Raw genomic sequence first — 24,516 nt, forward strand, 5'->3', positions numbered from 1 at the left:
CCGCTGCGGCGTCGCTTGCCGCCTGCAGGCCACGGTATCAATCGGGCAAGGTCAGCACGCCTTGCGTCTGGAGTGCTTGCAGTTGCGAATCACTCAAACGCAGCAGATTTTGCAGCACTTCGCGTGTACCTTCACCGAGTGTGGGCGGCGCGCGGCGAATCGGCAGGCGCTCGCCATCCATGCGGATGGGCGGCGCCAGCACGGCGGTGTGGCCGGCCACCGGATGGGGCATGTTCTGCACCAGGCCGGCTTGCTGCACGCGCTCGGAGGTCAGCGCCTCGTGCAGGCCCAGCACCTCGCCACATGGCACGCCGCAGGCATTGAGCCGCTCGATCAGCAGCGCACGCGGGAAGCTGCGGATCGTCTCGATCATCAGCGGCAGCAAGAGCTTGCGGTCCTTGGCACGCTCCACATTGGTCGCGTACTTGGGGTTGTCGGCCAGGTCGGGGCGCTCGATGACATCGCGGCAGAAGCGCTCGAACTGCGAATTGTTGCCCACCGCAATGATCAGCGGGCCATCGGCCGCCTCGAACATGCCATAGGGCACGATCGAGGGGTGGGCATTGCCAAAACGCTCCGGGTCCTTGCCCATGAACAGCGCATCGAGCCCGTAGTAGCCGGTGATGCTGACGCCGTTGTCAAACAGCGCCATGTCGATCTTGCGGCCCTGGCCGGTGCGCTCGCGGGCAAACAGCGCGGCCAGCACGGCCTGGGCGGCGCTCATGCCGGTCATCAGGTCCACGACGGCCACGCCAAACTTCAGCGGCGGCTGCGAGGCCTCGCCGTTCATCGCCATCAAGCCGGCCTCGCCCTGCACCAAGATGTCGTAGCCCGGGCGGGCCGCCTCCTCGGTGTCGGTGGCATAGCCCGTCACGCTGCAGTAGATGATGTCCTGCTTCAAGGCCTTCAGTGCCTCGTAGCCCAGGCCCAGCTTGTCGGCGCCACCATGCTTGAAGTTGTGGATCACCACATCGAACTGCGGCAGCAGCGCCAGGATCAGCGCCAGCCCTTCGGGCTTTTGCAGGTCCACCGTGATGGACCGCTTGTTGCGGTTCATGCTGTTGTAGTAAGTCGTCTCGGTCTTGCCAATGCGCAAGCCCCAGTCCCGCGTGTCGTCACCCCGCTTGGGGTGCTCGACCTTGATCACCTCGGCCCCCAGATCGCCCAGCACCTGGCCGCACAGCGGGCCGGCAAAAACACGGGACAGGTCCAGGACCTTGACACCCGCCAGCGGCAGGGCCGCGGCGTTCTCTTGCTCACGCATACTTGTCTCCTCGGATCACCAGGGCGGCCGCAACACGGGCCCGCCCGGCGTCACTTTTTTCGATCCATCTCAGCGGCGCAGCGCCAGGTAGTTGGCGGAGCGCTTTTCCAAAAACGCGGCAATGCCCTCGGCCGATTCCGGTGTAGCCTGCGCCTGCACCATCAACTCGGCCTCCATGTCCAGCTGCGCTTCCAGGCTGTTGTCATAGGCGGCGCGGCACAGCGACTTGATGCTGGCCATGGCTTGCAAGGGGCCATCGGCCAGTTGCGCGGCCAGCGCGATGGCCTGCGCCAGCGCGTCGCCCGGCTCGGCCAGACGGTTGACCAGGCCCAGCTGCTGCATGCGCTCGCCGCTGACCCGGTCGCCCGTCAGGCACAGCTCGGTCAGCAGCTGGCGCGACAGGTGCTCGGCCAAAAAGGCCGTGGCGCCGCCGTCGGGCGACAGCCCCACCTTCACATAGGCCACAGAGAACGCCGCATTGCGCGCGGCGACCAGCATGTCGCAGGCCAAGGCCAGCGACAGGCCGGCACCGGCGGCTGCGCCCTCCACCGCTGCCACTACGGGCTTGGGGCAGTCGCGCAGTGCACGCACCAGGTCATGCAGGCCTTCGAGCAGCTCGCGGCGCTTTTCCACGGGCTGGTCCCGGCGCGTTGCAATGCGGCGCAGGTCACCGCCCGAGCAAAAATGCCCGCCGGCACCGGTGAGCACCATCGCGCCCACGGCCGGGTCGGTCGCAGCCTCCTTGAGCGCTGCGGTCAGGCCCAGGTAGAAGTCGGGCGAGAGCGCATTGCGCGCCGCCTCGTTGTTGTTGGTCAGCACCAGCACGCCGCCTTCGCGGCGCGCCAGCAGCGCGGGGGTGGCGGTGCTGGCGGTCGTCATCAGGCGGCCTTGGCTGCGGCGCGTTCCTGGGCCTGCAACGCCATGTAGCGCGCCAGGTGGTGGTCCATGTCGCCCAACTGGTGGTCAATCATGATGATGCGCTTGGCGTAGTGCGCCAGCGGCAGCTCCCAGGTCACGCCAATGCCGCCGTGCATCTGGATCGCCTCTTCGGCCATCAAGGTGCCAATCTGGCCCACGCTGTACTTGGCAGCCGACAGCGCTTTCTCGCGCTCAAGGTAGTCGGGGTTGTCAATCGCCGCTGCCGCGTTGATGACGGCCGAGCGCGCCTGCTCGGCTTCGAGCAGCAGATCGGCCATGCGGTGCTGCAGCGCCTGAAAGCTGCCAATGGGCACGCCAAACTGCTTGCGCGTGCGCAGGTATTCCAGCGTGTGGTTCTTGGCCACATCCATCGCGCCCAGCGATTCAGCCGCCAGCGCCAGCAGGCCAAAGCCGCAGATGCGTTCGAGCAGCGCATGGCCTTCACCCAGCGTGCCCAGCAAGGCATCGGCACCGACCTTGACGTTGGCCAGCACCAGCTCGGCGGCATGGCCGCCATCGATGCGGCCATAGCCCCGGCTGCTGATGCCTGCGGCATCGCCCGGCACCAGGAACAGCGAGATGCCGGCCTCATCGCCCACGGCGCCTGCCGTGCGGGCGGAGACCAGCAGCAGCTGCGCCTGGTCGCCAAACAGCACCACCGCCTTGCTGCCGTTGATCACCCAGCCATCGCCCTGGGTTTGGGCAGTGGTGGCCACGCGGCTCAGCTCATAGTGGTTCGCGGGCTCGTCATGCGCCAGCGCGGCAATCGTCTCGCCGCCGATGATGCCTTCGAGCTGCGCCTTTTGCGCCTCGCTGCCGGCCTCGGTCAGCGCGCGGCCCACCAGCAAGGCGCCCAGCAGCGGCTCTGCCACCAGGTGCGTGCCCAGTGCCTCGAACACCACGCTGATATCGACGCCATCGCCGCCAAAGCCGCCATCGGCCTCCTTGAACAGCGCGCCAATCGCGCCCAGTTCGGCCAGCTTGGCATAGGTCTCGGCGCTGAAGCCCTGGTCGCCATAGGCGGCCTTGTTGCGGTACTCGGTGCTGTACTGCTCGCTCAGGTAGCGGCCCAGCGCATCAGCCAGCATGCGGCGGTCTTCATCCAGTTGAAAGTTCATAAAAAATCTCCTTATCTAACCATGGCGCTTGCTGAGATCGCAGCGCCTGGAACCTGCAGGGCACAGCTGCGAGACGCCAGCAAGGGCCGCCCCGCAGCATAGGCGTCGTCCCCCTTCCAGGGGGAAGGCGCGCAGCGCCTCAGGGGGTGGCTTATTTCATAGGCCGAGAATCATCTTGGAGATGATGTTGCGCTGGATCTCGTTCGAGCCGCCGAAGATCGACAGCTTGCGGTAGTTGAAATAGGCCGCAGCGGCGGTGGCCGCTTCCTTGGGGCCCACGGGCGCGTCGGCGTATTCGGCAAACTGCGCCTCTTCGATAAAGGGCAGCGCGTACGGCCCCATCGCACGGCGGATCAGCGACAGCAGCTCCTGGCGCACGACAGTGCCCTTGATCTTGAGCATCGAGCTCTCGGCGCCCGGCACACCGCCGCCCGCGACCGAGGCGATCACGCGCAGGTTGGTGGTGGCCATGTTCAGCAGTTCGATTTCGACCTTGGCCATGCGGGTGGCAAACTGCGGGTCTTCGATCAGCGGCTTGCCGTTGCGCTGCACGCGCTGGGCAATCACCTTGAGCTTTTCCAGCCCGGCCATCGAAAAACCCACGCCGGCAATGCCGGTGCGCTCATAGGTCAGCAGGTACTTGGCATAGGTCCAGCCCTTGTTTTCCTCGCCCACCAGGTTGTCCAGCGGCACCTTCACATCGGTCAGAAAGACTTCGTTGACTTCCTTGTCACCGTCCAGGGTGCGGATGGGGCGCACTTCGACGCCAGGCTGGTTCATGTCGATCAGCACGAAGCTGATGCCCTGCTGCGACTTCACCTCCTTGTTGGTGCGCACCAGGCAGAACATCATGTTGGCGTGCTGGCCCTGGGTGGTCCAGGTCTTTTGGCCGTTGACGATGTAGTGGTCGCCCTGGCGCACGGCCGTGGTCTTGAGCGAGGCCAGGTCGGAGCCAGCGCCGGGCTCGGAGTAACCCTGGCACCACCAGTCATCGCCATTCAGAATGCGTGGCAGCCAGTGGCTTTTTTGCGCCTCGTTGCCATACTTGATCAGCACCGGGCCGAGCATGGACAAACCAAAGGGCACCAGGCGCGGGCCACCGGCCAGTGCGCACTCGTCGTCAAAAATGAACTTCTGCACCGGCGACCAGCCCGTGCCACCAAACTCTTGCGGCCAGTGGTAGGCCAGCCAGCCCTTTTTGTTCAGGATGGCATGCCAGTTTTCCTGGTCAAAGCGCGTCAGGCGCTGGCCGGCCTTGACCTTGGCGGCCAGGTCCTGGGGCAGGTTGTCTTTCAGAAACGCACGCACTTCGGCGCGGAACGCTTCTTCTTCGGGACTGAATTGCAAGTCCATGGCTATCTCCTCATTAACGTGGGCGGGCAAGGCCCGCACATCTCAAACTCTGCGCTGCGCGATCTGGGTGACGCCCAGCCAGGGCCGCCCCGTAGCGGCGGCTGCGTCCCCGGGGGGAAGGCGCGCAGCGCCTCAGGGGGTCAGAAAATCTCAAAGAGGCCTGCAGCACCCATGCCGCCGCCCACACACATGGTCACCACGCCCCACTTCACTTTCTCGCCCCGGGCCTTGCGGCGCTGGCCTTCGAGCAGGATGTGGCCGGTCAAACGCGCGCCGGTCATGCCAAAGGGGTGGCCGATGGAGATCGCGCCGCCGTTGACGTTGAGGCGCTCCATCGGGATGCCCAGCTTGCGCTGGCAGTACAGTGCCTGCGAGGCAAAGGCCTCGTTCAGCTCCCAGAGGTCGATGTCCTGCACCGTCAGGCCGTGGCGCGCCAGCAGCTTGGGCACGGCAAACACCGGGCCAATGCCCATCTCGTCGGGCTCGCAACCGGCAATGGCCAGGCCGCGGAAGGCGCCCAGCGGCGCCAGGCCCAGCTTGGCCGCTTCCTTGGCTTCCATCAGCACGCAGGCGGCCGAGCCATCGGACAGCTGCGAGGCATTGCCGGCGGTGACAAAGTTGCCCGCGCCCTTGACGGGTTCGAGCTTGGCCAGACCCTCGAGCGTGGTCGTGGGGCGGTTGCAGTTGTCCATGGTCGCGGTGACGTCCTTGTAGCTGACTTCACCGGTTTCCTTGTTCTTCTCGGCCATGCGCGTGGCGCAGGGCACGATCTCGTTGTCGAAGGTGCCATTGGCCTGGGCCGCTGCGGTGCGCTGCTGGCTCTGCAGCGAGAAGGCGTCCTGGTCTTCGCGGCTGATGCCGTAGCGCTTGGCGACCACATCAGCGGTGTCGATCATCGCCATGAAGAGGTCGGGCTTGTGCTCGACGAGCCAGGGGTCGGCATCCGAGGGGTTGGTGTTGCTCGAGCGGATTAGCGAGATGCTCTCGACCCCGCCAGCCACCATCGCCGGTGCGCCGTCAACGATGATGCGGCCGGCCGCAAAGGCAATCGCCTGCAGACCCGAGGCGCAAAAACGGTTGACCACGGTGCCGCCCACGCTGATGGGCAGGCCGGCACGCACCGCTGCCTGGCGGCCGATATTGCGGCCGGTCGTCCCCTCGGGGTAGCCGCAGCCCAGCACCACGTCTTCGATCAAGGCCGGGTCGATGCCGACGCGCTGCACCGCTGCGCTGATGGAAAAGGCCGCCAGCTGCGCACCGGGCGTGACATTGAACTCCCCACGGTGGGATTTGGCCAGCGGCGTACGCGCTGTCGAAACGATGACGGCTTCACGCATGCATGTCTCCTTGGGTCTGAGCGACCGTTGATTGTGATTTTTGCGGCCGCCAGCGCTTGTCACCCAAGCGCTAACAGCTATTTTTTATGTAGCAACCCGGGGTTTGGCTGTGCGAAAGCCCCGGGCTGCACTGCCGGCCCCGAGGGCCGGATGGGCGCGATGGCGCTCAGGCCGCCTTGTTCAGGCTCTCGAAGTTCTCGCCCTTGTCCACCAACTCCACCAAGAGGGGCGACGGCGTCCAGAACAGCGCGTCCTCTTTTGCAAACTCGCGGATGTCGGCGAGGATCTTGTCCAGGCCCACCATGTCGGCCCACTTCATCGGGCCGCCCCGGAAGCGCGGAAAGCCATAGCCGTAGAGGAAGGTCACATCCACATCCAGCGGGCGCAGCGCAATGCCTTCGCGCACCACATTGGCGCCTTCGTTGACCATCGCGGCCATGTAGCGGCGCATGATCTCGGCATTGCTGAAGCTGCGCGGCGTCACGCCAGCGCGCTGGCGCTCGGCATCCACAATGGCCAGCACTTCGGGGTCTTGCTCGCCCACGCGTGCGCCTTGCGGGTACAGGTAGTAACCGCGCTGGGTCTTCTGGCCAAACCAGCCCTTTTCGGCAATGCGGTCGGCAATCTGCACATAGCGGGCCTGGGGGTTGCGCGTGGCGGCCTTGCGCTTTCGCGTGGCCCAGCCAATGTCGCCACCGGCCAGGTCGGCGACCTGGAAGGGGCCCATGGGGTAGCCAAACTCGCGCACCGCCTCATCGATCTGGTAGGGCGAGGCGCCATCTTCGAGCAGGTAGTTGGCCGCCTCGCGGTACACGGCCAGAATGCGGTTGCCGATAAAGCCATCGCAGACACCGGCGCGCACGGGCACCTTCTTCATGCGGCGGGCCAGCTCGAAAGCGGTGGCCACCACATCGGCGCTCACCTTGGCGGGCACGACGATCTCCAGCAGCTTCATGATGTTGGCGGGGCTGAAGAAGTGCAGACCGATGACATCCTGCGGGCGCGAGATGCTCGCGGCAATCGCATCGATATCCAGGTAGGAGGTGTTGGTGGCAATCACGGCGCCGCTCTTGCAGACCTTGTCCAGCTCGGCAAACACCGCCTTCTTGACGCCCATCTCTTCAAACACCGCCTCGATCACCAGGTCCACCTGGGCGAGCGCGGCGTAGTCGGTGCTGCCGCTGTAGCGCGCCATGATGGCGGCCTTTTTCTCAGCGGTCATGCGGCCCTTGGCGATCAGGCCGTCGTAGACCTTTTCGACATTGGCGCGGCCCCGGGCGATGGATTCCTCATCGCGCTCGACCATTACCACCGGCAGGCCGGCATCGAGTGCCGCCACGGTGATGCCAGCACCCATCGTGCCGCCACCCACCACGCCGATGCTGTTCAGGGCGCGCGGTGCAGCGGCCTTGGCTTCGGGGATCTTGGCGGTTTCACGCTCGGCAAAGAACGCGTGGATCAGGCCGGCACGCTGCGGGCTCTCCAGGCACTGCACAAACAGCTTGCGCTCGTTTTGCATGCCCTGCTCAAACGGCAGATCGAGCGCGCCTTGCACGCATTCGATGATCTTGCCGGGCGAGAACAGGCCCCGGCTTTTCTTGGCCGACTCGGCCTTGGCGGCATCGAGCTCGGCCTGCGAGGTGGCCTTGTCGGCCAGCGCCGTCGCTTCGCGGGTGCGGCGCACCGGGGCGTTTTGCGCCAGCAGCGCGTTGGCGTAGGCCAGGCCTGCCGTGCGGGCATCGCTGCCTGCGGGCTCGACCTTGTCGACCAGGCCCATGGTCAGCGCTTCTTCGGCACTGGCGTGGCGGCCCGAGAGCATCAGATCGAGCGCAGCCTTGACGCCAATGAGGCGCGGCGTGCGCTGCGTGCCACCGGCGCCGGGCAGCAGGCCCAGCTGCACTTCGGGCAGGCCCAGCTTGGCGCCGGAGACCGCCAGGCGGTAGTGGCAAGACAGCGCCACTTCCAGGCCGCCGCCCAGGGCCGGGCCATGGATGGCAGCCACGACCAGCTTGTCGCTGTTTTCCAGCTGCACCAGCACATCGGGCAGGCTGGGCGGCATCGCAGGCTTGCCGAACTCACGGATATCGGCACCGGCGATAAAGGCCTTGCCACTGCCCACCAGCAAGATGGCCTGGACCTGCGCATCGCTGCGCGCCTGGGCCACGGCATCGGCCAGGCCCTGGCGCACGGCCTGGCTCAAGGCGTTGACGGGGGGGTTCTGGATGGTGACGACCAATACCTGCCCTTCGCGGGCAATGTCCACCACCGCAGCGTTCTCTGCGCTCATGCATGTCTCCTGGTTGTTCAATCGAAAACGGGTTGCGAACCATTGTCAATGCAACTAGGCTTATTTGACAATCACATAGAGGATTGACAGACTGTCAAAAGAATTTGGACAATCACACCCCATGGACCACAACGCCCTCACCCTGCTGGTGGAAATCATCGACTCCGGCAATCTCAGCCGGGCTGCCGCCAAGCTCAAGATGAGCCGCGCCAATGTCAGCTACCACCTGGGCCAGCTGGAGAAATCGGTGGGCGTGCAGCTGGTGCGCCGCACCACGCGCCGGGTCGAGCCCACCGAGGTGGGCCTGCGCCTGTATGAGCATGGCCGCAGCATCCGCAACGAGCTGGCCGCCGCCGCCGAGACCATCCGCAGCCTGGGCAAGGGCCTGCAAGGCCGGGTCGGGCTGGCGGTGCCCAGCGGCTATGGCCAGCTGGTGATGAGCGACTGGCTGATCGCCTTCAAGCGCCTCTACCCCGACATCGTGCTCGATGTGATCTTTGAGAACCGGGTCGACAACCTGGTGCGCGACGAGGTGGACATTGCAGTGCGCGTGCTGCCCACGCCACCGGACAACCTGGTGGCCCGCCACATGGGCGAGATGAACTATGTGGCCTGCGCCAGCATCGACTATGCCGGCCAGAACATGCTGCCCCAGCAGCCCGAGGACCTGCGCCATGTGCCGCTGATCACCAGCGGCGTGGTCGGCCAGCAGCTGCTGGTGCGCGCCTACCAGGGCGAGCTGCGCAAGGAGATCCGGCTCGAGCCCAGCCTCATCTCCGAGCATTTTCCGTTTCTGCGCCAGGGCATCATGGCCGGCCTGGGCGTGGGCATCGTGCCCGACTATGTGATCCGCGCCGAGGTCGAGCGCGGCGAGGTCGTCACCACCTTGCGCGACTGGCGGCTGAGCATTTTTGGCAACCACATGTACCTGCTGTGGATGCCCAACCGCCACCAGACCAAGGCCGTGCGCACGATGATCAGCTTTTTGCTCGAGCAGTCGCAGCAGGCCGGCAGCTTGGCTGCGTTGGGCTAAGCGTCGGGCCCCGTTTCAGCGGCCCTTCAAGGCTCAGCGCCGAGTCGCCCGCAGCACGCCTGCCAGCGCGACTTGCGCCCTTCAATCAGGTTCCCGTCAGGTAAGCGCCTTTAAGGTGGCGGCGCCTGCGTGTGTGCCCATCCTGGCTCCACTGCGCGCAGGCATGGAACCACACAGGATTGAACCGAATGAAAATGACAAGAGACATCCATGACATCGTCGGCGGCCTGCTGATGTCAGCAGCAGGCCTGTTCTTTGCGCTGTACGGGCGCGAATACAACTTTGGCAGCGCCGATCGCATGGGGCCGGGCTACTTCCCGGTCGTGCTGGGCTGGCTGCTGTTTGGCCTGGGCCTGCTGCTGGCCCTGCCCGCCTTCTGGCGCCAGGGCAGCCCCATCACGCTGCAGTGGGGCAACCTGTTCTGGTCCGTGGCCAGTCTGCTGGCCTTTGCGCTGCTGCTCTATCCGCTGGGCGTGGCGCTGGCCGCGCTGGTGGCCAGCCTGGTCGCACTGCTGGCCACCAAGATGCGCATCCGCACCCGCTTGCTGGTGAGCCTGGCCGTCGCGGCCCTGACCACCGTGATTTTTCCCATTGGCCTGCGCATGACGCTGCCCATCTGGCCCTGAGCCCGGCACTGACGAAGGATCTGTATGGATTTGCTTGGAAACCTCTGGATGGGCCTCAATGTGGTGGCCGATCCCTCGACGCTGTGGTACTGCTTTTTGGGCGTCTTTTTGGGCACCGTCGTCGGCGTGCTGCCCGGCATCGGTGCGCTCGCTGCCATCTCGCTGCTGTTGCCCTTTACCTACCATATGTCGCCCACGGCGGCCATCATCATGCTGGCCGGCGTCTACTATGGCGCGCAGTATGGCGGCTCCACCGCCTCCATCTTGCTGAACCTGCCCGGGTCACCGTCCTCGGCGGTGACCTGTCTGGACGGCTACCCGATGGCGCGCAAGGGCAAGGCCGGGGTGGCGCTCTTTGTCACCACCATTGCCTCGCTGGTCGGCGCGATGTCGGGCCTCATCCTGCTCGTGTTGTTCTCGCCGGCGATCTCCAAGATCGGCCTGCAGTTTGGCCCCACCGAGTTCTTCTCGATGATGCTGCTGGGCCTCGTCGCCGCCTCGTCGATGAGCGCCGGCTCGGCCACCAAGGGCCTGTGCATGGTGGTGTTTGGCCTGCTGCTGGGCATGATCGGTACCGATGTGAACTCGGGCGTGGCGCGCTACTCGTTTGACATTCCCGAGCTGATGGATGGCGTCAACCTGGTGGCGCTGGCGATGGGCCTGTTTGGCGTGGCCGAAGTGATCCGATGCATCAACCTGGCCGATGCCAACCAAAAGCCCGACAAGGTCACCCTGCGCTCGATGGTGCCTGAGCGCGAGGAGTTCCGCGCCACCGTCAAGCCGATGCTGCGCGGCTCGGCGCTGGGCTCGTTCCTGGGGGCGCTGCCGGGCGTGGGCCCGTCGATTGCGTCCTTCATGTCGTATGCGATCGAAAAGCGCGTGTCCAAGGACCCGAGCCGCTTTGGCCATGGCGCCATCGAAGGCATCACTGCGCCCGAGTCGGCCAACAATGCCGCTGCGCAAACCGCGTTTGTGCCTTCGCTGTCCATCGGTATTCCGGGTGACGCGGTGATGGCCGTGATGCTGGGCGCGCTGATCATCCACGGTATCCAGCCCGGCCCGATGTTGATGACCGAGCAGCCCGAGCTGTTCTGGGGGCTGATCGTCAGCTTTGCGATCGGCAATATTTTCCTGGTGATCCTGAACCTGCCCACCATCGGGCTGTGGGTGGCGCTGCTGCGCATTCCGTTTGCCTGGATGTACCCGGCCATCCTGGTCTTTGTCGCGCTGGGCGTCTACAGCGTCAACAACAACCTGTTCGACATCTACATGGTGGCCGTGCTGGGCATCATCGGATATGTGCTGATGGTGCTGCGCTTTGAAGCGGCGCCGCTGCTGCTGGGCTATATCCTGGGACCGATGCTCGAAGAAAACCTGCGCCGTGCGATGCTGCTCTCGCGTGGCGATGCCTCGGTGTTCTTCAATCGCCCGATCAGCGCCTCCTTGCTGGCGCTGACTGGCGCAATCTTGCTGTGGGCCATCTGGTCGGGCGTGCGCAAATCGCGCAAGGAAGCCCGGGCCTTTGCCCAGGCGCAAGACAGCGCTGTGCCCGCTGCAGCATCGTCTTGACCGTTTGCACTCCAGTGTGCGCCTGTTCTGGCCATCCGGCCTGAACAGGCTTTTTTCTGGCTGCGGTGCTTTGCTTTTGCTAGGCTTGGACCATGCGAATTCTTGTGATTGAAGACGACGCGGTGCTGCGCGATGTGGTGGTCAGCAGCCTGCGCGATGCAGGCCACCATGTGGACCAGGCGGCCGACCTGGGCGCGGCCGAGCACTGGTGGCGGGTGCAGCGCTTTGATGCCATCTTGCTCGACCTGAACCTGCCCTGCAGCGCCGTGCGCGGCAGTGCGATGGGCAGCGGCCTGGCGCTGCTGCAGCAGGTGCGCAGGCGCGGCGACAACACCCCCGTGCTGGTGCTCACCGCCCGCAACCAGACCCCCGAGCGCATTGCCGGCCTGGACAGCGGCGCCGACGACTACCTGGGCAAGCCCTTTGAGCTGGCCGAGGTCGAGGCCCGGCTGCGCGCGCTGGTGCGCCGCGCCATTGGCACGCAGGATGTATCGACCGTGGGCCAGCTCAGCCTGGAGCGCAACAACCGCCGCTTTCGCGTGGGTGCGCTGCCGCTGGACCTGCCCGCGCGCGAGTTCGAAGTGCTCTGGGAGCTGATGAGCCCGCCCGGCCGCGCGGTGAGCAAGCGCAGCCTGTCGGACAAGCTCTCGGACTTTGATGAGGCGCTGGGCGACAACGCGCTCGAAGCCTTTATCTCGCGCCTGCGCAAGAAGCTGCAGCACAGCGGCGCGGCCATCCGCACCCTGCGCGGCATTGGCTACCTTATCGAGGCCGACAGCGGCGATGCCCCATGAGCGCCGCGGCCCCCCACCCCGCCGCGCTGCCATCGCTGCGCATGCGCGTGCTGCGCCATGTGCGCTGGCCGCTGGTCTGGACCTGGCTGCTGGGCACCGTGTTCATGATGGGCCTGGCCAACCATTTCACCCAAAGTGCGTTTGACCGCGCGCTGCTCGACGATGCCTATGCGATTGCCTCGCACCTGCGCGCCGATGACGCAGGCGACGTGGCCCTGCAGCTGACCGACAGCGAACTCAAGGCTGCCCTGTTTGACCAAGCCGAGTATGTGTACTACGCGGTCTACCGCGCCGACGGCAGCCAGCTGGCCGGCGAGCCGCTGCCGCTCTTGCCCTGGGACGAGAGCGAGCCGGTGAGCTACCGCGAGACCCTGTACAACGGCCAGCTGGTACGGGCCGTGGCGCTGCGCAGCGCCGTGGGCGAGCAGCAGCTCAGCATCGTGATGATGCACACCACGCGGGTGCGCGACAGCCTGATCCAGCACCTGTTCCTCTATGCCGCGATCCCGCAGCTGAGCTTGCTGGTGCTGCTGCTGTGGTGGCTGCACCACCGCATTGGCCAGGACATGGCGCCGCTCGCGGCGCTGCAACGGTCGCTGTCGCGGCGCGATGCCCAGGATCTGGCGCCCATCCCCCCCAGCGCGCCGGCCACCACGCGCGAGATCGAGCAGCTGCGCCAGACCACCAATGCGCTGCTCGCCCGCATTGCCGACAACGTCGAGGCCCAACGCGAGTTTGCCGGCAATGTGGCCCATGAGGTGCGCACGCCGCTGGCCGGCATCAAGGCGCTGGCCGACTATGGGCTGGGCCATGCTGACCCTGCGGTGCAGCAGCAGCAACTGCAGCGCATCTCCGACAGCGTGGCGCGTGCCAGTCACCTGGTCGATCAGTTATTGCTGCTGGCGCTGAGCGACGAGGCCAGCGCCGTGCAGTTGCTGCCCGTCGCCCCCGCTGACCTGGTGCAGCAGGCGGTGCTGCGCCACTGGGATGCCGCCAGCCGCGCCCGGATCGACCTGGGTGCCGAGGGCCTGGACAGGCCCGAGTCCGAACAGCTGCGCATTGCCGCCGATGCCAACCTGCTCGCAGCCATGCTCGACAACCTGATCCTCAATGCGCTGCGCTATGGCGGCCAGTCGGTCACCGTGGCCTTGCAGGCTGCTGACGATGGCCGCAGCGTCGAGCTGGCCGTCATTGACGACGGCCCGGGCATGAGCGAGGCGCAATGCCAGGCCGCCATGCAGCGCTGGCAGCAAGGGCCCAGCGGCCAGTCGCTCGGCCAGGGCGCAGGCCTGGGCCTGGCGATCGTGGCCAAACTGGCCAATTTGCAGCAGGCACGGTTTCAGCTGGCGCCGCGCTCAGAGGGCGCAGGACTGCGCGCCAGTCTGGTGTTCAGTGCAGTACAAAATCGCGCACCTGGGGAGCTTTAGCCAACGGCGCCTCGCCCAGCATCTCCAGCACCGAGGACTCAATGCCGTAGACCATCGCATCGAGCGCCAGGTCATTGGCTTCCATGCCAAAGGGGTGCTCCAGCTCGGCGCCCAGCGCCTCCAGTGCAAAGAAGGTGTAGGCGACAAAGCAGACGATCACCGGCGTCATCGTGCCGATGGAGTCCAGCAAGCCAAAGGGCAGCAAAAAGCAGTAGATGTAGATGCTGCGGTGCAGGATCACCGAATAGGTGAACGGAATAGGCGTGCTGGCAATGCGCTCGCAGCCGCCCAGCGCACTGCCCAGGCGCGCCAGCGCCTGCTCGAACACGGGCACCACGGCCGGCGCAATGCGGCCCTGCTGGCATTGCTCACCCACCCAGCGCTGCACCAGCAGCATGGCCATCGCGCCCGGAAAGCGCGCTTCGCTGATCTGCTGCACCTCGCCCGGTGGCAGGAAGAGCGCCAGATCGGCACGCGCATCGCTGGCGCGCAGCTGGTGCTTGAGCGCATAGGCAAAGGCGCACAGGCGCAGCACCAGCACGCGCGCCTGTGCGCGGTCCTGGGTCAGGCTCAGCGCCTGGGCGGCCAGGTGCCGGCTCTCGACCAGGAGCACCCCCCAGAGCGTGCGCGCCTCCCAAAAGCGCGCATACGAGGTGCTGTTTCTGAAGCCCAGAAAGATCGCCAGGGTCAGGCCGATCAGCGAGAACGGCACAAAGTTGAGCGGCACCTTCCAGCTCAGAATGGAGCCATGCAGCAGCGTGGCCACCACCGCGAGGATGGTGATGAGGATCAGCTGCGGCGTGATCGCCGGCAGGATGGAGCCGCGCCACACAAACAGCATGCGCAGCCAATGCAAGGGAGGACGGACGATCATGGCCGGTATTGTCCTGCTCGGGGCTTATCCGAGGGGAATGGCTGGCCTCAGCGCCGGGCAGCGGCTGAGGCCGGGCTGCTTAGATTTCTTTCAGCAGTTGGTGCGCAATACGCACGCTCAAGGCGGCCCCCGTCAAGGTCGGGTTCATGCACGATGCCGAGGGCATCACGCTGGTACCGGCGATGAACAGGTTGGGATGGTCATGGGTGCGGCAGTCGCGGTCCACGACCGAGTTGCTCGGGTCGTCGCCCATGATGGTGGTGCCCATGATGTGCTGGCGGTCCTGGTGGTTGGTGTCCATCTTCAGGATGTCGGCTTGCAACAGGCCAGCCATGCGCTGCAGGTCCTTCACCGCAAAGTCGCGGCCGGCGTTCCAGTAGTCGTTGACGCTGTAGTAGATCTCGGGCACGGGGATGCCGATCGCGTCCATCTTGGTCTTGCTGGGGACCACGCGGTTTTGCGGCAGCGCCTCGGTCTCGAAGTCCACTGCCACGTTGAGCGAGCGGGCCGACTGGCGGCGAATTTCCTCGTCCAGCTTGCTGCCCAGCACGCCCTTGGCGATCAGGCTGGAGGTAATCTGCGAGGTCGTCACCGTATTGCGGAACTTGGTCTTGTAGCTCGGGATGTCCTTGCGGAAGGCGCCATCGCGGTAGTTCAGGTAGACCAGCAGCTCGGTCGGGCCCTGGCCCGGCCACACGTCCTCGTTCATCATGATGTTCATGCTGATGCCGGTGTGGCCCATCAGGTTGCGGCCCACCTGGTCGGACGAATTGGCAATGCCGTTCGGGTATTTCTCCGAGGTCGACATCAACAGTAGCTTGGGGCTTTCGATGCCATAGGCGGCCAGCACAAAGTGGCGTGCGGTGAGGCGCTGCGATGTGCCATCGGGCTTCTTGTAGTGCACGGCCGTGATCTTGCCGTCGTCACCCGCCTCGATCTTGTAGACCACGGCGTTGTCGAGCAGCTTGGCGCCAGCGCGCTCGGCCACATCGATGTGCATGGAGCCGTCGTACTTGGCGCCGATCGGGCAGACCGGGTTGCAGTTGTTGTTGCCGGCGCAGACCGGGCGGTTGCCGTAGGGGCGGCTGGCGCGGCCATGGGGCTCCAGCACTGGGTGGTAGCCACCGGGCTTGAGCATCTCGTCCATGCGTTGCATGAAGTAGGGCACGTTGAAGCCCTTCATCGGGAAGGGCTTGGAGCGCGGCGGATGCGCCTCGCCGCCGTGGCCGCTCTCGTCCTGGCCATCGTAGCCAGTCACGCCCAGTTCGGCCTCGGCCTCGCAGTAGTAGGGTTCGAGCTCGTCGTAGCCAATCGGCCAGTCGCGGCCACGCCCATACAGCGTCTGCAGCTTGAAGTCATTGGGGATCATGCGCCACAGCGCCGAGCCAAAGTGCCAGGTGGTGCCGCCCACCACGCGCAGGTACTTGGTGGGGTATTTCACCGGGCCGGTCTGCTGCAGGTAGTCGCCATAGGTGGAGGGGATATGCGGCGGATTGGGGAACGGCGAGCCCGCACCCTGCAGCTTCATATTGGCCAGCGAGAGCTTGATCGGCGCATTGCGGAAGGTCTCGACGATGTCGGCTCGGCGCACGCGCGGTCCCGCTTCCAGAATGATGACGGACTTGCCGGCCTGCGCCAGCTTGGCACCGATGATGCCGCCCATGACCCCGGAGCCGATAACGATCAGGTCGGCGTCGTATTGCGTTTGCTTGCTGCTCATGCTTGTGGGCTCTTTTTGTTGGGGCTGGCAGGCACGACGGGCTTTTCGCCCCAGGAATCGGGGCCACTGCCGTAGGTAGGAATATCGAGGATGCCGGCCGTGGGGCGGTACATCAGCGCATTGGCATAGCTGATCAGCACGGCGTCTGCGTCTTCGCCGACAACGCCCAGGTACCAGGCCGAGACGATCTGGGTGGCGGTGGCGCGCAGCGCCGGGTCCAGATCGGGCGCAGCGAGCAGGTCGTCGACATGGCTGATCTTCTGGCTGGCCACATGCTGGTGCAGCGCCTGCGCTGCGGCGGCAAAGGCCGCATCGCTCTTGGTCAGTGCCGCCAGGTAGCGCGTGGCCAGGGCTGCCGACAGCGGGCTGCCGCCGGTGACGAACTCCGACAGGCGCAGGAAATCATCGGCTGCCTCGCTGGCGGCAAAGGCATTGCTGGAGCCCAGCACGGCAAAGCCGCCGGCGGCAAGCGCCACACCGGTGGCAGCCGCAGCGCCCAGCAGGCGGCGGCGCGAGATGCCCGCAGGCATCGCAGGCACCAGGGGCTTGGCGCAGAGCACGGCGGATGAGGGGAAAGAGGACGAGGTCATGCGGGTCAGACTCCAGACGAGGCAGCGGCCTTGCGGCGCTGACGGATCACGATGAAGGCCAGCACCAACACCAGCAGCAGCACAGCGGCCGGCACGATGAGGGCGGGCAGCTGGGCGATCAGCGGCGGCTTGCCTCCGGCGCGTGCGGCAGCCACATCGGCGGCCTGCACCTTGACGGACGGGTTGCCGTACTGCGTGAGCACATAGTTGCTGACATCGGCGATCTCCTGGTCGCTGAGCCGGTCGGTGAAGGATGCGGCATCGCCAAACGCAGGCATGAAATGGGCACGCCCCTGCACCGTGCGGTCCACGCCGTGCAGGATGGTGGCGATGAGGTTGTCGGCGCGGTCGGCACCGGTCACGCTGTTGTGGAACAGCGAAGGGTATTCGCCATTGGCCGTGCCGCTGGCATTGGCCTGGTGGCAGTGGGCGCAGCTGCCGCTGAACACCTTCCAGCCGGCATCGGCGCCGTCGACCAGCCCGCGCTGCGTGTCTTCGGACTGCAGGCTGGCCTGGCCATAGCGGTAGCGCGGCTGGGTCTCTCCGCCTGCCACCGCCTTGGTTTGCTTGAGGTAGGACGCCATAGCCTGAATATCGCTGTCAGGCAGGTGCTGCAGGCTGTGCTCGATGGCTTCGGCCATCGGGCCGGCGGCCTGGGCCTTGCCGGGCATGCGGCCGGTCTTGAGGTACTGCACCAGCTCGGCCTCGGTCCAGCCGCCGATGCCATTGACCGCGTCCGACGTGATATTGGGCGCGTACCAGGCGCCCAGCGAGCCGCCCCCCAGGTAGCGGCTGCTGTCTTCGGCCATCAGCGCATTGCGCGGTGTGTGGCAGGTGCTGCAGTGGGCCAGCGCATCGACCAGGTAGGCGCCATGGTTCCACTCCGGCGGCTTGCTGGCATCGGGTTTGAAGCGCTGGTCCTTCAGGTAGAGCGCATTCCACACGGCCATCGACAGGCGGATGTTGAAGGGGAAAGGCAGGGCCGTTTGCGGCGCGGCCTGGTCCACCGGCTCGACGCCATGCATGAAGTAGGCGTAGAGCGCCTCGGTGTCTTCATCGCTGATCTGGGCATAAGCCGTGTACGGCATGGCTGGGTACAGATGGGCCCCGTCCTTGCGCAGCCCTTGGCGCAGCGCGCGGCTGAAGTCTTCGAGGCTGTAGCTGCCAATGCCGGCCGTCTTGGACGGGGTGATATTGGTGGCATAGATGCTGCCCAGCGGTGAGGCGATGGGGTAGCCACCGGCAAAACTGGCGCCACCCTTGGGCGCCGTGTGGCAGGCCGCGCAATCCGCAGCTACCGCCAGCTTGCGGCCCTTTTCCACCAGCAGCGCATCGCTAGAGGCCGTGGCCGCTACAGGCGCCGTGGCGGCCGACGCGGCTGCCGGCTGCGCAGCCGCTGCCGTCTGGGCCTGAGCCGCATGCATCCCCGCCCACACAGAAAACACCAAGCCGAAGGCAGTCCTGGACCAGGAGACGCCCGACTTTGACTTGCAAAACCGCATCGTGAGAGACCTTTGTTGTCATACGACTCCCGCGCATGCCCGCCATGCTCGCTAGAGTCTTTTGTCGTATCTGCGGCAAATTTTCGACAACTTGTACGACCTCTGCCGAGGTCCTCGGGTGTACCCCGGTGTTTTACTCACACTTCATCCAGCGCAATATGCGTTGCGCGAAGATGTGGTATCGGTTTCATGCGCAACTATCAGAGCGTGCTACGACAGGAGGCAAGGCCTTGGCAGCGGGTGCCCTACCACGCCGCTCAAACCGCCAGCAAGCCAATGAATGCGCTGGAAAAACCGGGCCTCAGTCCTGCCCGGCTTCCTCATCCCAGCGCTTGAGCTGCGCCAGCTTCTCGCCAATCTTGAGCTCCAGCCCCCGGGGCACGGGCTGGTACCAGCCGGGCGGGTCTATCCCATCTGGCAGATAGGTTTCTCCCGCTGCATAGGCATTGGGCTCGTCATGGGCGTAGCGGTATTCATGCCCATAGCCCAGCTCCTTCATCAGCTTGGTCGGGGCGTTGCGCAAATGCACCGGCACTTCGCGGCTCTTGTCCTGCTTCACAAAGGCCTTGGCCTGGTTGTAGGCGTTGTAGCCGGCATTGCTCTTGGCGGCCATGGCCAGGTAGATGACGGCCTGGCCCAGCGCCAGCTCGCCTTCGGGGCTGCCCAGGCGCTCATAGGTCAGCGCAGCATCGTTGGCAATCTGCATCGCGCGTGGGTCAGCCAGGCCAATGTCTTCCCAGGCCATGCGCACAATGCGCCGGGACAGGTAGCGCGCATCGGCGCCACCATCGAGCATGCGCGTGAGCCAGTAGAGCGCGGCATCGGGGTGCGAGCCGCGGACCGACTTGTGCAAGGCCGAGATCTGGTCGTAGAAATTGTCGCCGCCCTTGTCAAAACGGCGGCTGTTCAAGGTCAGCGCGTTCTGCAAGAACTCGGCCGTGATCTCCGCAACGCCTGAAGCCTTGGCTGCTGTGCTCGTTTGTTCAAGCAGGTTCAAAAATCTTCTGGCGTCACCATCCGCATACCCCACGAGGGTATCGACGGCCAGGTCGTCAAACGCCAGATCGTCAAGCGCATGTTCTTCCTGGGCCCGCTGGAGCAAGCGCTTCAGCTCCGCCTCTGTCAGCGACTTGAGGACATAGACCTGGGCCCGCGACAGCAGCGCCGAGTTGACCTCAAAGGAGGGGTTCTCGGTGGTAGCACCGATAAAGGTGAACAGCCCTGATTCCACATGCGGCAACAGGGCATCTTGTTGCGACTTATTGAACCGGTGGATTTCGTCTACGAACAAGATGGTGTTTTTGCCCTGCGCAAGATATTGCCTGGCCTGCTCCATGGCCTCGCGGATGTCCTTCACACCCGACAAGACCGCAGACAGGGCGATGAACTCGCACTGGAACGCCGTCGCCGTCAGCCGCGCCAACGTGGTCTTGCCCACGCCGGGTGGACCCCAGAAGATCATCGAATGCGGTTTGCCGGACTGGAAGGCCAGGCGCAGCGGCTTGCCTTCTCCCAGCAAATGGGACTGACCCACCACCTCGTCCAGGGTCTTGGGGCGCAGCGCTTCGGCCAGCGGCGCGGCCGGTTCCTGGCTGAACAAATCAGCCATGCAGGGCTCCGGAACCACGGCCTGGTGCCTGGCCAGGCGCCAGCCGCTGCGCCTCGGGGCGGGGCAGGTGCTTACTACGTTTGTGCGCTGCCACCCCACTAATCCCTGGGGTACATATGCCTTTGCTGATATGGGTCACGATTTTTCGCAGAAAATAAGGGTTTATACGGATTTGCGCCGCTTCAGATGACAGGGCTCTTATTGGCCCAGCCTATAACACCAGCCCGACATGGACGCCACGCGCTCCAGGCCTTTGCGCCGAGCCCGCAGCCAACGCTTTGCACAGCGCATGTCCCCCATGGGGCGATTTTTCTGATGCGCGTCTGCGCGAATCCATTCGCTGACGGCATCCACTACAAGTGGGCGCTAACCAGCAAGAACCAAGAGCCATTATGAAATCACTGAAAACCAGGGACATTATCGCCCTCGGCTTCATGACCTTTGCCCTGTTCCTGGGCGCGGGCAATATCATTTTCCCGCCGCTGGTTGGCCTGGCCGCTGGCGAGAACCTGGTGGGCGCCACCACCGGCTTCCTGCTGACCGGCGTGGGCCTGCCGCTATTGGGCGTCGTTGCACTCGCGCGCGTCGGTGGCGGCCTGGACCAGCTGACCCATCCGATTGGCCGCATTGCCGGCCTGGTGCTGGCCACCACGATCTATCTGACCATTGGCCCCTTCTTTGCCACGCCACGCACCGCCACGGTCTCTTTCGAGATGGGTATTGCCCCCTTTGTCGGCAATACCTCGATTGCGCTGCTGGTGTTCAGCATTGTCTATTTCTCGCTGGTGCTGCTGCTGTCGCTGTTCCCCGGCAAGCTGATGGACACCCTGGGCAAGCTCATCACCCCGCTGCTGATTGCCGCGTTGCTGGCTTTGGGCGGCATGGCGGTGCTGGCCCCTGTGGGCGGCTACAGCACGGCCAACCCCGACTATGGCACGCAGCTGGCCGCCTTTGCCCAGGGCTTTGTGCAGGGCTACCAGACCATGGACGCCCTCGCCTCGCTGGTGTTCGGCATTGTCATCGTCAACGCGATCAAGGATGCGGGCGTGACCGATGCGCGCCTGCACACCCGCTACGCCATCTATGCCGGGCTGATTGCTGCGGTGTGCCTGAGCCTGGTCTACATCTCACTGTGCTACCTGGGCGCCACCAATGGCGAGCTGGCACAGAACACCGTGACTGGCGTGCAGATCCTCAGCGCCTTTGTGCAGCACCGCTTTGGCAGCGCCGGCATCTGGCTGATCGCCGCCGTGATCCTGCTGGCATGCCTCACAACCGGCGTAGGCCTGGTGAGCGCCTGCAGCAGCTTTTTCAGCCAGCTCACCGGTTTCTCCTACCGCAGTGTCGCGCTGTCCTTGTGCATCTTCAGTGCCGCCGTGGCCAACCAGGGCCTGGCGCAGCTGATCGAGATCGCCGGCCCGGTGCTGGTCGCCCTCTACCCCCCCGCGATTGCGCTGGTCTCGCTCAGCCTGCTGCAGCGCTGGCAGCAGCCCGCTCGGGTCTACATCCCCGTCATGCTGGTGGCGCTGGTGTTTGGCCTGGTCGACGGCGCCAAGGCGCTGCAATGGACTGCTGCCCTGCCCACCTGGCTGGACCACCTGCCCGGCGCCGCGCTGGGCCTGGGCTGGGTTACGCCAGTGGCCGCCACCGTGGTCTGCGCGGGGCTGGCCGACTGGTTTTTGGCACGCCGCCAAATACCGGTGCGTCCTTGATGGCTGATTAACCACTTCCTGCTTAATGGATATGCAGAGCCACCCTTAATATCGGCCTCGGATATTCATTGACACCCTCATTCAGAACCGCCTACGCCAAGCAGCTCAATACCGTCAGAACAGGCACCCCAGAATCGGAGAGACATTGAGCCTGCTTAAACCATGGTTATTCATGGTCTTTTACGACAACACCGTCAAAATCCAAAAATTTGTGGAGTTTCAGCAATGACGAATCCAACAGAAAATCCCCAAGCGGCCTCCGCTGCCAAAGCGCCCAAGAAGGGCTTCACCCGCCGCAAGTTCGTCGCCTCGGCAGCGGCCGTCGGTGCGGGCGTGGTCGGTTACCAGTATTTCTTCGGTAGCCAATACCGCGCAGAAAAAGCAGACCGCCAGGTCGATGTGCTGCTGATTGGCGGCGGCATCATGAGTGCCACCTTGGGCGTTTATCTGCAGGAGCTCGAACCCGGTTGGAGCTATGAATTGTTCGAGCGCCTCGACCAGGTTGCCGAAGAAAGCTCCAATGGCTGGAATAATGCCGGCACCGGCCACTCGGCGCTGTGCGAGCTCAATTACACGCCGATGGATAAAAATGGCAATGTGCAGATTTCCTCTGCCATTAACATTAATGAAAACTTCCAGGTCTCGCGCCAATTCTGGTCGCACCAGGTGCGCGCTGGAGTACTCGGCAATCCGCGCGAGTTCATCAACTCCACGCCGCACATGAACCTGGTGTTCGGCGAGGAAAACCGCTCCTTCATCCAAAAGCGCCTGAAGGCCTTGGAAGCCTCGCCGCTGTTCACCGGCATGGAGTCGTCCACCGACCCAGCACAGATCAAGGAATGGATCCCGCTGATGATGGAAGGCCGCGACCCGGCCGAAGTGGTGACCGCCACCCGCTCGCCGCTGGGCACCGACGTGAACCTGGGTGAAATTACCCGCCAGTTCTACAAGAACCTGTCGTCCAAGCCCAACTTCAAGCTCAGCACCGGCCAGGAAGTGCGCTCCATCACGCGCAACAGCGACGGCTCCTGGCGCGTGTCGGCCTTCGACATGAAGGACAGCAGCAAGATCCAGACCGTGGATGCGCGCTTTATCTTTATCGGCGCCGGTGGCGCGGCGCTGCCGCTGCTGCAGTTGTCGGGCATTCCCGAGTCCAAGGTCTACGGCGGCTTCCCAGTCGGCGGCGAGTTCTTGGTCACCGAAAAGCCCGAGATCACTGAGCGCCACCTGGCCAAGGTCTATGGCCTGGCCGATACCGGCTCGCCTCCGATGTCGGTGCCCCACCTGGACACCCGCGTGCTGGACGGCAAGCGTGTGCTGCTGTTCGGGCCGTTCGCGACCTGGTCGAGCAAGTTCCTCAAGAACGGCTCCTACTTTGACCTGGCCAAGGCCACGACCTTTGCCAACGTGATTCCGCAGCTGCAGGTCGGCGTCAACGAGTTTGCGCTGGTCAAGTACCTGGCCCAGCAGCTGAGCCTGAACAAGGAGCAGAAGATGGACGCGCTGCGCCATTACATGCCCGAGGCCAAGGATGCCGACTGGCGCCTGTGGGAAGCGGGCCAGCGCGTGCAGATCATCAAGAACGACCCCGAAAAGGGCGGCATTCTCAAGCTCGGCACCGAGGTCGTCGTGGCCCAGGACCGTTCGCTGACCGCGCTGCTGGGCGCGTCGCCCGGGGGCTCGACCTCGCCAGCGATCATGCTGACCCTGCTGGAAAAGGCCTTCCCCGAGAAGGTAAAGAGCGCCGACTGGCAAGAGAAGATCCGCCAGATCGTGCCGAGCTACGGCGTCAAGCTCAACGAAAACCCCGCCATGCTGCAGCAGGAATGGCAGGCCACCGAGCAGGCGCTGAACCTGGCGATTGCCTCGCCCAGCCTGCACGGCGTGGAAGCCGGTGTGCAGCCCCAGGAAGACAAGGGCGCTGTCAAGAAGGTGCCGGACATGGCGCTGTAAGCCCTAGCTAGCTGCAGCCGTCCACGGTGGCTGCACAGCACAAAAGGTGTTCACCTATGCGTGAGCACCTTTTTTTATGTCCGCGCGGTTGGCATCACCGCTGGAATGCTGCTTACTGGCGAATCACTTCCGCACCGGACGGAATCGCAAACTCGAACGCCGAGCCTGGCAGCGAAGGCAGGGCCTTGAAGCCGACAAAGCGCAGCACCGAGCGCTGGCCAAAACCGTCCTCGATCTCCAAGGTCTGCAGCTCATCGCCCTTGAAGCCGACCTTGACCTGCTTGATCTGGCCGTCCTTGTTCTTCGGAATGGCCTGGGCCCATTGCTGGCCATCGGCCTCGGGCAAGCTGCTCACGTCGAACTCGGCCTTCAGCGCCTGCAAGCTTGAAGCGGACGCGAGCAGCGCGGCAGGCGTCTGGCCCAGGGCCTTGCTCTGCTGGCGCTGGGTGACCTGGTTCAGGTCGGCGTCATAGACGGTCAGCACCGCGCCATCGGCGACGATGGTCTGGTCAAACGGCTTTTGGTAGATGAACTTGAACTTGCCCGGCCGCTGGAAAGCAAAGCTGCCGCTGGAGGTCTTGACCCTGCCTGCCTGGCCCTGCTTGGCGGGCGAGGTGACCGTCTGCGTGAACTGGGCTTCACCGGCCTGCGAGCTGGTCATGAACTTTTCCAGGCTTTGCAGGCCATCGGCCTGTGCCCAACCGGTCAGGCTGACCAGGGCGGCTGCTGCGATCCATTGTTTCATCGTGAATCCTTTCGTGCTTTGCGAACAAAGCCAATGCATGGGCCACTTTCGGGCCAACAAGGGGTTTGGAGTGCGGCAGCGGGCC

19 protein-coding genes are annotated in these 24,516 nt (G+C 64.9%); 7 read left to right on the plus strand and 12 right to left on the minus strand.

The window, feature by feature from the left end:
- Window positions 1-37 precede the first annotated feature (37 nt).
- From F0Q04_RS20655 to F0Q04_RS20680, 6 genes are all read right to left on the minus strand, one after another.
- Complete coding sequence (locus F0Q04_RS20655) at window positions 38-1,264, minus strand: CaiB/BaiF CoA transferase family protein (RefSeq protein ID WP_116927791.1); 1,227 nt, start codon at window positions 1,262-1,264, stop codon at window positions 38-40.
- A gap of 69 nt (window positions 1,265-1,333) precedes the next feature.
- Entirely contained in the window at window positions 1,334-2,143 is an 810-nt protein-coding gene (locus F0Q04_RS20660; protein WP_182343250.1) for an oxepin-CoA hydrolase, alternative type, read from the minus strand.
- Window positions 2,143-3,300, minus strand: coding sequence for an acyl-CoA dehydrogenase family protein (locus tag F0Q04_RS20665; protein WP_116927789.1), 1,158 nt, complete (start codon window positions 3,298-3,300; stop codon window positions 2,143-2,145). The genes F0Q04_RS20660 and F0Q04_RS20665 overlap by 1 nt, the downstream gene beginning before the upstream one ends.
- Before the next feature lie 156 nt (window positions 3,301-3,456).
- Window positions 3,457-4,653, minus strand: a complete 1,197-nt coding sequence (locus F0Q04_RS20670; RefSeq protein ID WP_116927788.1) for an acyl-CoA dehydrogenase family protein — start codon at window positions 4,651-4,653, stop codon at window positions 3,457-3,459.
- 140 nt (window positions 4,654-4,793) lie between these two features.
- A complete protein-coding gene (locus F0Q04_RS20675; RefSeq protein ID WP_182343252.1) occupies window positions 4,794-5,990 on the minus strand; it encodes an acetyl-CoA C-acyltransferase in 1,197 nt (398 codons plus the stop codon).
- A gap of 166 nt (window positions 5,991-6,156) precedes the next feature.
- Complete coding sequence (locus F0Q04_RS20680) at window positions 6,157-8,277, minus strand: 3-hydroxyacyl-CoA dehydrogenase NAD-binding domain-containing protein (RefSeq protein WP_116927786.1); 2,121 nt, start codon at window positions 8,275-8,277, stop codon at window positions 6,157-6,159.
- 121 nt (window positions 8,278-8,398) lie between these two features.
- Here F0Q04_RS20680 and F0Q04_RS20685 point away from each other — a divergent pair, with 121 nt between their 5' ends.
- The 5 genes from F0Q04_RS20685 (at window position 8,399) to F0Q04_RS20705 (ending at window position 13,726) form a co-directional block, all read left to right on the plus strand.
- Window positions 8,399-9,310, plus strand: coding sequence for a LysR family transcriptional regulator (locus F0Q04_RS20685; protein WP_116927785.1), 912 nt, complete (start codon window positions 8,399-8,401; stop codon window positions 9,308-9,310).
- A gap of 188 nt (window positions 9,311-9,498) precedes the next feature.
- The gene (locus tag F0Q04_RS20690) at window positions 9,499-9,936 is read left to right on the plus strand and encodes a tripartite tricarboxylate transporter TctB family protein (RefSeq protein ID WP_116927784.1); all 438 of its coding nucleotides are present in this window, start codon (window positions 9,499-9,501) and stop codon (window positions 9,934-9,936) included.
- 24 nt (window positions 9,937-9,960) lie between these two features.
- Window positions 9,961-11,505, plus strand: coding sequence for a tripartite tricarboxylate transporter permease (locus F0Q04_RS20695; RefSeq protein WP_182343254.1), 1,545 nt, complete (start codon window positions 9,961-9,963; stop codon window positions 11,503-11,505).
- Between the two features lie 92 nt (window positions 11,506-11,597).
- A complete protein-coding gene (locus F0Q04_RS20700) occupies window positions 11,598-12,299 on the plus strand; it encodes a response regulator transcription factor (protein WP_116927782.1) in 702 nt (233 codons plus the stop codon).
- Window positions 12,296-13,726 (plus strand): sensor histidine kinase, encoded by a 1,431-nt coding sequence (locus tag F0Q04_RS20705; protein ID WP_182343256.1) that lies wholly within the window; start codon window positions 12,296-12,298, stop codon window positions 13,724-13,726. Before F0Q04_RS20700 ends, F0Q04_RS20705 begins: the two co-directional genes overlap by 4 nt.
- Here the strand turns inward: F0Q04_RS20705 and F0Q04_RS20710 are convergent.
- The 5 genes from F0Q04_RS20710 to F0Q04_RS20730 form a co-directional block, all read right to left on the minus strand.
- Window positions 13,689-14,600, minus strand: a complete 912-nt coding sequence (locus F0Q04_RS20710; protein WP_116927780.1) for a bestrophin family protein — start codon at window positions 14,598-14,600, stop codon at window positions 13,689-13,691. The genes F0Q04_RS20705 and F0Q04_RS20710 overlap by 38 nt on opposite strands.
- A gap of 79 nt (window positions 14,601-14,679) precedes the next feature.
- Window positions 14,680-16,320 (minus strand): GMC family oxidoreductase, encoded by a 1,641-nt coding sequence (locus F0Q04_RS20715; RefSeq protein ID WP_182343271.1) that lies wholly within the window; start codon window positions 16,318-16,320, stop codon window positions 14,680-14,682.
- Window positions 16,317-16,910 carry a sugar dehydrogenase complex small subunit gene (locus F0Q04_RS20720; RefSeq protein WP_198424338.1) on the minus strand — a complete coding sequence of 198 codons (594 nt, stop codon included), beginning with the start codon at window positions 16,908-16,910 and terminating at the stop codon, window positions 16,317-16,319. Before F0Q04_RS20720 ends, F0Q04_RS20715 begins: the two co-directional genes overlap by 4 nt.
- Window positions 16,911-16,915: 5 nt before the next feature.
- Window positions 16,916-18,355 (minus strand): cytochrome c, encoded by a 1,440-nt coding sequence (locus F0Q04_RS20725; RefSeq protein ID WP_232539704.1) that lies wholly within the window; start codon window positions 18,353-18,355, stop codon window positions 16,916-16,918.
- Window positions 18,356-18,713: 358 nt separating this feature from the next.
- Complete coding sequence (locus F0Q04_RS20730) at window positions 18,714-20,021, minus strand: replication-associated recombination protein A (protein ID WP_116927777.1); 1,308 nt, start codon at window positions 20,019-20,021, stop codon at window positions 18,714-18,716.
- A 392-nt stretch (window positions 20,022-20,413) separates the two neighbouring features.
- Here F0Q04_RS20730 and brnQ point away from each other — a divergent pair, with 392 nt between their 5' ends.
- Both brnQ and mqo read left to right on the plus strand, forming a co-directional pair.
- Window positions 20,414-21,733 (plus strand): branched-chain amino acid transport system II carrier protein, encoded by a 1,320-nt coding sequence (gene brnQ / locus F0Q04_RS20735; RefSeq protein ID WP_182343273.1) that lies wholly within the window; start codon window positions 20,414-20,416, stop codon window positions 21,731-21,733.
- Window positions 21,734-21,958: 225 nt separating this feature from the next.
- Entirely contained in the window at window positions 21,959-23,686 is a 1,728-nt protein-coding gene (gene mqo / locus F0Q04_RS20740) for a malate dehydrogenase (quinone) (protein ID WP_182343275.1), read from the plus strand.
- 112 nt (window positions 23,687-23,798) lie between these two features.
- Here the strand turns inward: mqo and lolA are convergent, their stop codons facing one another.
- Window positions 23,799-24,431, minus strand: a complete 633-nt coding sequence (lolA, locus tag F0Q04_RS20745; protein ID WP_182343277.1) for an outer membrane lipoprotein chaperone LolA — start codon at window positions 24,429-24,431, stop codon at window positions 23,799-23,801.
- Between the last annotated feature and the right edge of the window lie 85 nt (window positions 24,432-24,516).

The organism is Comamonas koreensis (assembly GCF_014076495.1).
GTDB classification, from domain to species: Bacteria; Pseudomonadota; Gammaproteobacteria; order Burkholderiales; family Burkholderiaceae_C; genus Comamonas; species Comamonas squillarum.